This window comes from Dermacoccus sp. UBA1591 (assembly GCF_002322065.1).
In the GTDB taxonomy this organism is placed as follows: Bacteria; Actinomycetota; Actinomycetes; order Actinomycetales; family Dermatophilaceae; genus Dermacoccus; species Dermacoccus nishinomiyaensis.
Map to the genome: position 1 here is coordinate 345 of NZ_DCNR01000073.1, position 7257 is coordinate 7601.

The window sequence follows — 7257 nt, forward strand, 5'->3', positions numbered from 1 at the left end:
GCGCGCCTCGGCGACCTCGCCGAAGAACTGCTCCTCGCGCCGCGCGCACGATTCTTCACGCACGACGTCGCGGCGCGCCTCGTCGACGAGCGCATGCGCTGCGCGATGGTCGTGCCGCTCGCCAGTGACGGCGAGAACCCGGAGCTGCTGCTGTTCGCCTGGGACCGCCCGACGCTTTCGCTCGACCCCGAACCCATGGAGGCCATCGGGCAGACGATCGCGGACCGACTCTCGGTCGCGACGTTGCTCGCCTACCGGCACGCCGAGGCCGAACGCGTCGCCATCCTCGAAGATCGCGACCGCATCGCGCAGGACCTGCACGACCACGTCATCCAACGCATCTTCGCCGCCGGCATGCGCGTGCAGAGTGCGCTGCCGCGCATCGACGACGAGGTCGCCGCCGAGAAGCTCGACGCCGTCATCACCGACCTCGACGAGACCGTCACCGACGTGCGCCGCGCGATCTTCGACCTGCACACCGGTGGCGCCGCGTTGGCGCTCGCGCACACCGTCGACCAGCTCGCCGCGCAGGCGCAGGACGCCCTCGGATTCGCGCCGAGCGTCAGCGTCAGTGGTGCCTACTGGACGCTCGACGACGCCCTCGTCACCGACCTGCTCGCCGTGATGCGTGAGGCACTGAGCAACGCGGCGCGGCACGCGCATGCGAGCGCCGTGCGGGTCGTGCTCGACGTCGGCGACGAGGTGCTCGTCAAGGTCACCGACGACGGACGCGGCCTGCCCGAGCACCTCGAACGACGCTCGGGGATCGCCCACCTCGTCGCGCGGGCCGAGCGACTCGGCGGCACCTGCGTCATCCGCGCGAGGCGCAGTGGCGGCACGGCCGTCGTGTGGCGCGTGCCGAACCGTCGCGCGGCTGTGACGCCCTGACGGGCTGGGCTCAACCGCAGCGAGACGTCACCCTTCGCGCGAGCGCGGTCGGAGTTCGGGCGCTTCAGGCATGGCGTGACGCCTGACGTACTGGCCGCGGCGGGTCAGTAACCGGCCGCGGCCTGTGGGGCGTCCGCGCCGGTGGCGTCGCCGTCGAGCCCGTCGAGAACCACCCGAGTACCCGAGAGGCCGAGACGGCTGGCACCGGCCGCGATCATCGCGTGGGCGGCGGCAGCGTCGCGGATTCCGCCGCTGGCCTTGACGCCGATGTCGGGGCCGACGGTCTGGCGCATGAGGCGGACGGCGTGCTCGCTCGCACCGCCGGCGGGGTGGAAGCCGGTGGACGTCTTGACGAAGTCCGCGCCCGCCGCGACGGCAGCACGGCAGACGGCGACGATCTCGTCATCGCTCAGTGCTGCGGATTCGATGATGACCTTGAGCACGCGGCCCTCGGTGGCCTCGCGCACGGCCCGCACGTCGGCCTCGACGTCGTCGAAACGCCCGTCCTTCGCGGCGCCCACGTCGATGACCATGTCGACCTCGTCAGCCCCCCGCGCCACGGATTCTGCGGCCTCTGCGGCCTTGACGGCGCTCGTGTGCTTGCCGCTGGGGAACCCGCAGACCGTCGCAACCTTGACGCTCGTCTCCACGGGGAGCATCGACGGCGACACGCAGATCGAGTACGCGCCGAGCGCCTCGGCCTCACGGGCGAGGGCGTCGACGTCCGCGCGCGTCGCCTCCGGCTTGAGCAGGGTGTGGTCGACGATCGACGCGACGTGCGCGCGGTCGAACGGGGAGCCTGACGAGGACGAAGCAGCGGTGTTCATGCCACTCAGCCTACCCAGTGACGGGACGGGAGGACGCGCCCGTCGCAGGCCGCGCTCCGCGTCGTCGGTCGCGCCTCGGGCACATGGGTCTGACGGCGAACACGCGCGCTCGGACGTCAGCGGCCGAGCCGGTCGCGCAGTTCGGTGACGTGACGCGAGACTGCGGGGTCGAGGCCCTGCCCGAGCGCGAGGTACGTCGCAGTGAAGTCGACGCGGTGCATGAGCTGCGCGGCCCGCGCGATGGCCGGGCCGGCGTCGGGATGCATCTCGACGACGACAGCTCCCGCCGCGCGAGCGCTCTCCTGGATGCCGCTCGCGACCCCGGCCAGTGCTCCCACGCCACCGGTGCCGTTGCCGCCCAGCCCACTCGCTCCGCCGGGCGCATCGCTGACGAAGAAGCCATCGGCTCCGTCACGCCCCGCGCCGGACCCGCCCGTCGCGTCCGAGTGCAGCGTGAGGAACCCGAGGCTCGGTTGGCGCGGGGCGTCGAGGAACGGGTCGGCGAAGATGTCGTCCGGCGCGGAGACGGCGCCTTCCCCCGCGCCGGCAGTGAACGGGCCGTCGAGCGTCGCGACGAGGTCGGCCGCGTCGTCGGGCAGCTCACCCCACGTCATCGGCACGCGCGCCGTGCGGGCGAACATCGACGAGGCCCGACGCGCCGCGAGCGCCGCGACAGGGCCGTCGGCGAGGGCGACGGGCACCGTCCCGGCGAGCTGGAGCGCGGCGAGCTTGGCCGGGTTGACGAAGTGCTCCGACGACGGTCGCAGCGTCTCCGATTCGGCATCCAGCATCGCGGCGGCGACGAGCAGGTCGTCGTCGCTGACGTCGACCAGCCCCAACCGACGGGCGCCCATGAGCACGGGGGTGAGCAGCGACCACAGCGAGGTCCGGCTCGAGACCCGCCCGCGGCCGACACCGATGTGCACGCCGCGAGCGCGGGCACAGACGTCGGCGAGCGGCGAGTCGTCGGCACCGACCGTCAGTAGCGACGCGCCCCGTCGTGCCGCCTCCGCAGCGAGTGCGAGCGGCCCCTCAGCGCGCCCGGACAAGGAGACCGCGATGACGAGGTCGAGCGGCCCGACCCAACCGGGCAGCGGCACGTCGCGCCGCGTCATGACGGGCACCGGCGAACTCGGCTGCGCGAGAGTCTGCAACACATCGCCGACGCGCTCGGACCCGCCGAGCGCCCCTACGAGAACCGAACGCGGTCGTTCGTACCCGGCGACGTCGTCGATGCCCGCTTCGCGCGCGAGCGTCAGGGCCTCACGCACCTGCGCGCCCGCCGTGGCGAGCGCACGCAGCGATCCGCGTGAGTCGCAACGTTCGAGGTGGCCGGCGTCGTCGAGCCAGCTCTCGTCGAGATGGGCCATGACTTCTCCTCGGCTCGGGGGTTCGTCTCAGACATTCGGGGCGCGGCGACGCCGCCGTCGTTGCTCACGTCGAGCGTGTTCGCGGGCCGCGCGGTCGATGACCGCGCGCGCGAGCGTCAGGCGGGCAGCACGCTCGCGTCGTCGGCGAGCAGGACGGGGATGCCGTCGCGTATCGGGTACTGCAGGCGCCCGCCGCGTTCTGCGTCGACCCCGGTGCTGACGAGGACGGGCGCGCCCGAGGCGTCACTCGCGTCCTCCAGCTCGGTGCCGGTGACGGGGCAGCGCAGGATCTCGCGCAGCCACGGGTCGATCGTCAGGGGCCGGCGGCTCTTGTCGTCGTTCACTGAGCTTCTCCTTCGCGGACGGCGGCGAGCGCGGCGTCGCGCACGCGCTCCATGGTGGCGGTGTCGGCGGCCTCGACGTTGAGGCGCAGCAGCGGCTCGGTGTTGGACGCGCGCAGGTTGAGCCACCACATCGGATCGCTCTCCCCCGCGCCCTCGTGGACGAACGTCACGCCGTCGAGCGCGTCCTCGGTGAACTCGCCCTGCGACGCGACCCACGTGCGCACGCGGCCCGTGGCCGCGGCGGCGTCGCTCACCGTCGAGTTGATCTCCCCCGACGCCTCGTAGCGCGCATACGCGGCGACGAGCTGCGACAACGGTGCGTCCCGCTCCCCCAGCGCCGCGAGCACGTGCATCGCGGCGAGCATGCCGGTGTCGGCGAACCAGAAGTCGCGGAAGTAGTAGTGCGCGCTGTGCTCGCCACCGAAGACGGCGTCGTGCTCGGCCATCTGCGCCTTGATGAACGAGTGCCCGACGCGCGTGCGCACCGGCTGTGCGCCGTTCTCGGCGATGACCTCGCCGACGGCGCGGCTCGAGATGAGGTTCGCGACGACCTTGACGTCGGCCGCTGCGGCCCCCCGCGCGACCTCCTTCGCGATCTCGCGCTCCGCGACGAGCGCCGTCACCGCGGACGGCGTGACGGGCTGGCCGCTTTCGTCGATGACGAAGCAGCGGTCGGCATCGCCGTCGAAGGCGAGGCCGATGTCGGCACCGTGCTCGACGACGGCCTGCTGCAGGTCGACGAGGTTGGCCGGCTCGAGCGGGTTAGCCTCGTGGTTGGGGAACGTGCCGTCGAGCTCGAAGTACAGCGGGACGATGTCGAGCGGCAGCTGCGCCAGGCCCGCGTCGGTGCCGAGCACGGCCGGGACGGTGTGGCCGCCCATGCCGTTGCCCGCGTCGACGACGACCTTGAGCGGGCGTCCGCCCGACAGGTCGACGAGACCGCGCAGGAACTCGGCGTACTCGCGCAGCATCTCGCGCTCGGTGACGCTGCCCGCCGGGCCGTCGAACGGCACACCCTGACCGCGATCGAGCGCCCATTGCGCGAGGTCGCGGATCTCGGCGAGACCGGTCTCGAGGGAGACGGGGCGAGCGCCCGCGCGGCACAGCTTGATGCCGTTGTACTGCGCCGGGTTGTGGCTCGCGGTGAACATCGCGCCCGGCAGATCGAGCGCACCGGAGGCGAAGTAGAGCCCGTCAGTCGAGCACAGCCCGATGAGGGTGACGTCGACGCCGTACGCGGCGGCGCCGTCGGCGAACGCGCGCGACAGCTCTGGAGAACTCGGGCGCATGTCGTGCCCGACGACGATGGCGTTCGCGCCCTCGGGGCGCACGACAACCTGCGCGAACGCGGCGCCGAGCTCGCGGGCGACGCGCGGGGAGAGCTGGTCGGGCACGAGGCCACGCACGTCGTAGGCCTTGATGAAGTCGTTGAGCGCGGGTGCAGTCACGACGTTCACTCTACCGGCGCGAGGGCCCTTCCCGACCGTCGAAGGGCCTGTCGAACCGGCCCCCGTCGGCGTCGTCGTCATCGGAAGCGTCAGAGAGCGCGTCCGCGGGCGTCTGACCGGGCAGCACCCGAAGGTGACGGCGGCGCTCCGTCGCCGACAGCAGCGTCGGGTCACTGGCGGCGACGCTGCGCGTCGAACGGCGCGTCGGCTCGGGCTCCTCCGGCGCCGGGCGTACCGCCGCCTGACGCACGGCCTCGGCGAGCGCGACGAGATCGTCGGGCGTCGGCTCGGGCGGCGTCATGTCGACGGCGAGGCGGACGATGTCCCACCCGCGCGGCGCGGTGAGGCGCGTCGCGTGGTCGGCGCACAGGTCGTAGGTGTGCGGCTCCGCGTATGTCGCGAGCGGGCCGAGCACGACCGTCGAATCGGCGTAGACGTACGTCAGCGTGGCTACGGCGGGCTGGGAGCAGGCCGATCGGGAACACTGTCGCATCAACGTCACGAGGCACAAGGGTACGCCACGGCGGACACCACGTTAGGCTCGCCGGGTGACTCCTCGCCCCACCCCACGCGCGCCGCGCGGGGACGCCCCGACGCGGCGCGATCGTCACGGGCGCCGCCATCGTGGGCCGCTCGCGTGGCCGCCCACGCCGTCGATGCTGTCGCGGGCGCGCTCGTTCGACGAGGCGGTGCTGCGCAGCGTCGAACGGCTCGAGGCGCGTTGGTGCGAGAGCCTGGAGCACATCGAGATCGGCGTCGAGGAGGTGCCGCCGTCCGATCCGAGCGCGTGGGAGGACGCCGTGCCGCTCGGGCGCGCCTTCCCAGCCGAGGGCAAGCACCGCGCGCGCATGGTGATCTATCGCCTGCCGATCCAGACGCGCTCCGCCGACCTGTACGAACGCGACCTGCTCGTCGAGCACGTCGTCACCACCCAAATCGCGGCCCTGCTCGGGCGCGAACTCGACGAGGACGACCAATGAGATTGACGCCCACCGCCGCCCCGCTGCTGCCCGCCGACATCCTCGTCGCCGGGCGCGCACCCGTGCTCGTGACGGGCGCGTCGGGGGTGCTCGGGCGCTGCGTCGTGGAGGAGCTGCTCACCTCCTCAATCCCCGTGCGCGCGCTGATGCACCGACGCGACGTCGACCTGCCTGAGGCGGCGGCCGGCATCCCGGCGCGCCTCGAGCACGTCACCGGCGACCTCGGCACCGGCGCCGGGCTCGACGCGGCGCTCGACGGCGTCGAGGCCGTCATCCACTGCGCAGGCAACCCGAAGGACGCGCGCCGCGTCGACGTCGAGGGCACGAGACGCCTCGTCGACGCGCTCGACGCGTGGGCACCGAGCGCGCACCTCGTCCACGTCTCGATCGTCGGCTGCTTCGAGAACCCCTACCCCTACTACCGGGCGAAGGCCGACGCCGAGAACGTCGTCGAGGCCTGGCACGGTCGCGCGAGCATCGTGCGCGCCACCCAGTTCCATCCGTTCGTCGCGCAGCTCGTGCGCGGCGCGGGCGCTCGCGCCCTGGGCGCCGTCGAGGACATCGAGGTGAGCCCCGTCGACCCGCGCTGGGTGGCGACGAAACTCGTCGACGTGGCGTCGCTGCTCACGAGCCTGCCCACGCCGATGGAGCTCGCCGGGCCGGAGACGTTCACCCTCGCCGACATCGCGACGCTCACCGCACACCTCGATCGCCGACGCGCGCCGCGCACGGCCCCGCTGCCGACGATCGGGGCGACGATGCGCGCCTTCACCCGCGGCGCGCATCTGCCGAGCGAGCAGACACAGATCGGTGGACGCACCTACGCGCAGTGGCTCTCGGCCGAAGAACACTGACCTACCGGTAGGACGCCGCGCCGCGTTCAGGCGGCGGCGTGGTTCGGTGTCGGGGAAGCTCGGGAGTGAGTTGCTGCGGCTCGGCGGTTCGCGCCTCAGCGCTGGGTGACTTCGACCGGCGCGCGCAGCCACGGCGTCGGCACGAGCGGCACGCTCGTCACCGGCTGATCGGCGCCCACATCGCGGACGAGCACCGCGGCGTGGACGGGCGCGGCGTCCGCTGATCCGTCATCTCGCAGCAGCCACACCGTGGCGTTCTTCGGCACGTCCACACTCGCCCAGCCGTTCGCCGGGACGTCGAGACGTCGGCGCGTCGCTTTCCCGGACGGATCGCTGACGACGAGCGTCACCGACGTCGCCCTCCCTTCGCCCATGACGACGAGTCGGCCGGCGTGGCGCGCCCCGTCGAGACTGGCACCGGCTGCGGCATCAAGCGCCGGGGCGGCGGGCACCCAGGTGAAGTCGCGCGACTTCTTGGACGCCGAGGACGCAAAGGCGGAGGCGATGATGTTCTCCTGCGAGCTCGCGCGCACCGCGGCGACGTCG

At 72.9% G+C, this 7257-nt stretch carries 8 protein-coding genes and 1 pseudogene; 3 read left to right on the forward strand and 6 right to left on the reverse strand.

From position 1 onward, the window contains the following. Nucleotides 1-888, forward strand: an 888-nt coding sequence (locus B2284_RS07605; protein WP_286697343.1) for a sensor histidine kinase, incomplete at its 5' end; no start/stop codon positions are given. A 104-nt stretch (nucleotides 889-992) separates the two neighbouring features. Here B2284_RS07605 and deoC read toward each other — a convergent pair. From deoC to B2284_RS07630, 5 genes and pseudogenes are all read right to left on the reverse strand, one after another. Beyond that, complete coding sequence (gene deoC / locus B2284_RS07610) at nucleotides 993-1715, reverse strand: deoxyribose-phosphate aldolase (RefSeq protein ID WP_006944421.1); 723 nt, start codon at nucleotides 1713-1715, stop codon at nucleotides 993-995. Between the two features lie 116 nt (nucleotides 1716-1831). Next, nucleotides 1832-3085 (reverse strand): SIS domain-containing protein, encoded by a 1254-nt coding sequence (locus B2284_RS07615; RefSeq protein ID WP_038568947.1) that lies wholly within the window; start codon nucleotides 3083-3085, stop codon nucleotides 1832-1834. A 116-nt stretch (nucleotides 3086-3201) separates the two neighbouring features. Then, nucleotides 3202-3429: a Trm112 family protein gene (locus B2284_RS07620; RefSeq protein ID WP_006944432.1), complete on the reverse strand. Its 228-nt coding sequence runs from the start codon at nucleotides 3427-3429 to the stop codon at nucleotides 3202-3204. Next, nucleotides 3426-4877: a phosphomannomutase/phosphoglucomutase gene (locus B2284_RS07625; protein ID WP_414646257.1), complete on the reverse strand. Its 1452-nt coding sequence runs from the start codon at nucleotides 4875-4877 to the stop codon at nucleotides 3426-3428. Before B2284_RS07625 ends, B2284_RS07620 begins: the two co-directional genes overlap by 4 nt. A 121-nt stretch (nucleotides 4878-4998) precedes the next feature. Beyond that, a pseudogene (locus tag B2284_RS07630) lies at nucleotides 4999-5379 on the reverse strand (DUF3499 domain-containing protein); the annotation flags it as partial. Between the two features lie 46 nt (nucleotides 5380-5425). Between B2284_RS07630 and B2284_RS07635 the strand changes: the two are divergent. Both B2284_RS07635 and B2284_RS07640 read left to right on the forward strand, forming a co-directional pair. Beyond that, nucleotides 5426-5857, forward strand: a complete 432-nt coding sequence (locus tag B2284_RS07635; RefSeq protein ID WP_136788106.1) for a metallopeptidase family protein — start codon at nucleotides 5426-5428, stop codon at nucleotides 5855-5857. Then, the gene (locus B2284_RS07640; protein WP_136788108.1) at nucleotides 5854-6711 is read left to right on the forward strand and encodes an SDR family oxidoreductase; all 858 of its coding nucleotides are present in this window, start codon (nucleotides 5854-5856) and stop codon (nucleotides 6709-6711) included. Before B2284_RS07635 ends, B2284_RS07640 begins: the two co-directional genes overlap by 4 nt. Nucleotides 6712-6806: 95 nt before the next feature. On the opposite strand, the gene B2284_RS07645 is transcribed toward B2284_RS07640, so the two are convergent. Further along, the coding region (locus B2284_RS07645; RefSeq protein ID WP_286697344.1) for a hypothetical protein at nucleotides 6807-7257 on the reverse strand (451 nt) is incomplete at its 5' end.

Coding starts and splice junctions, on each gene's coding strand:
- deoC (WP_006944421.1), bottom strand. CDS start 1,715: ATGAACACCGCTGCTTCGTCCTCGTCAGGCTCCCCGTTCGACCGCGCG.
- B2284_RS07615 (WP_038568947.1), bottom strand. CDS start 3,085: ATGGCCCATCTCGACGAGAGCTGGCTCGACGACGCCGGCCACCTCGAA.
- B2284_RS07640 (WP_136788108.1), top strand. CDS start 5,854: ATGAGATTGACGCCCACCGCCGCCCCGCTGCTGCCCGCCGACATCCTC.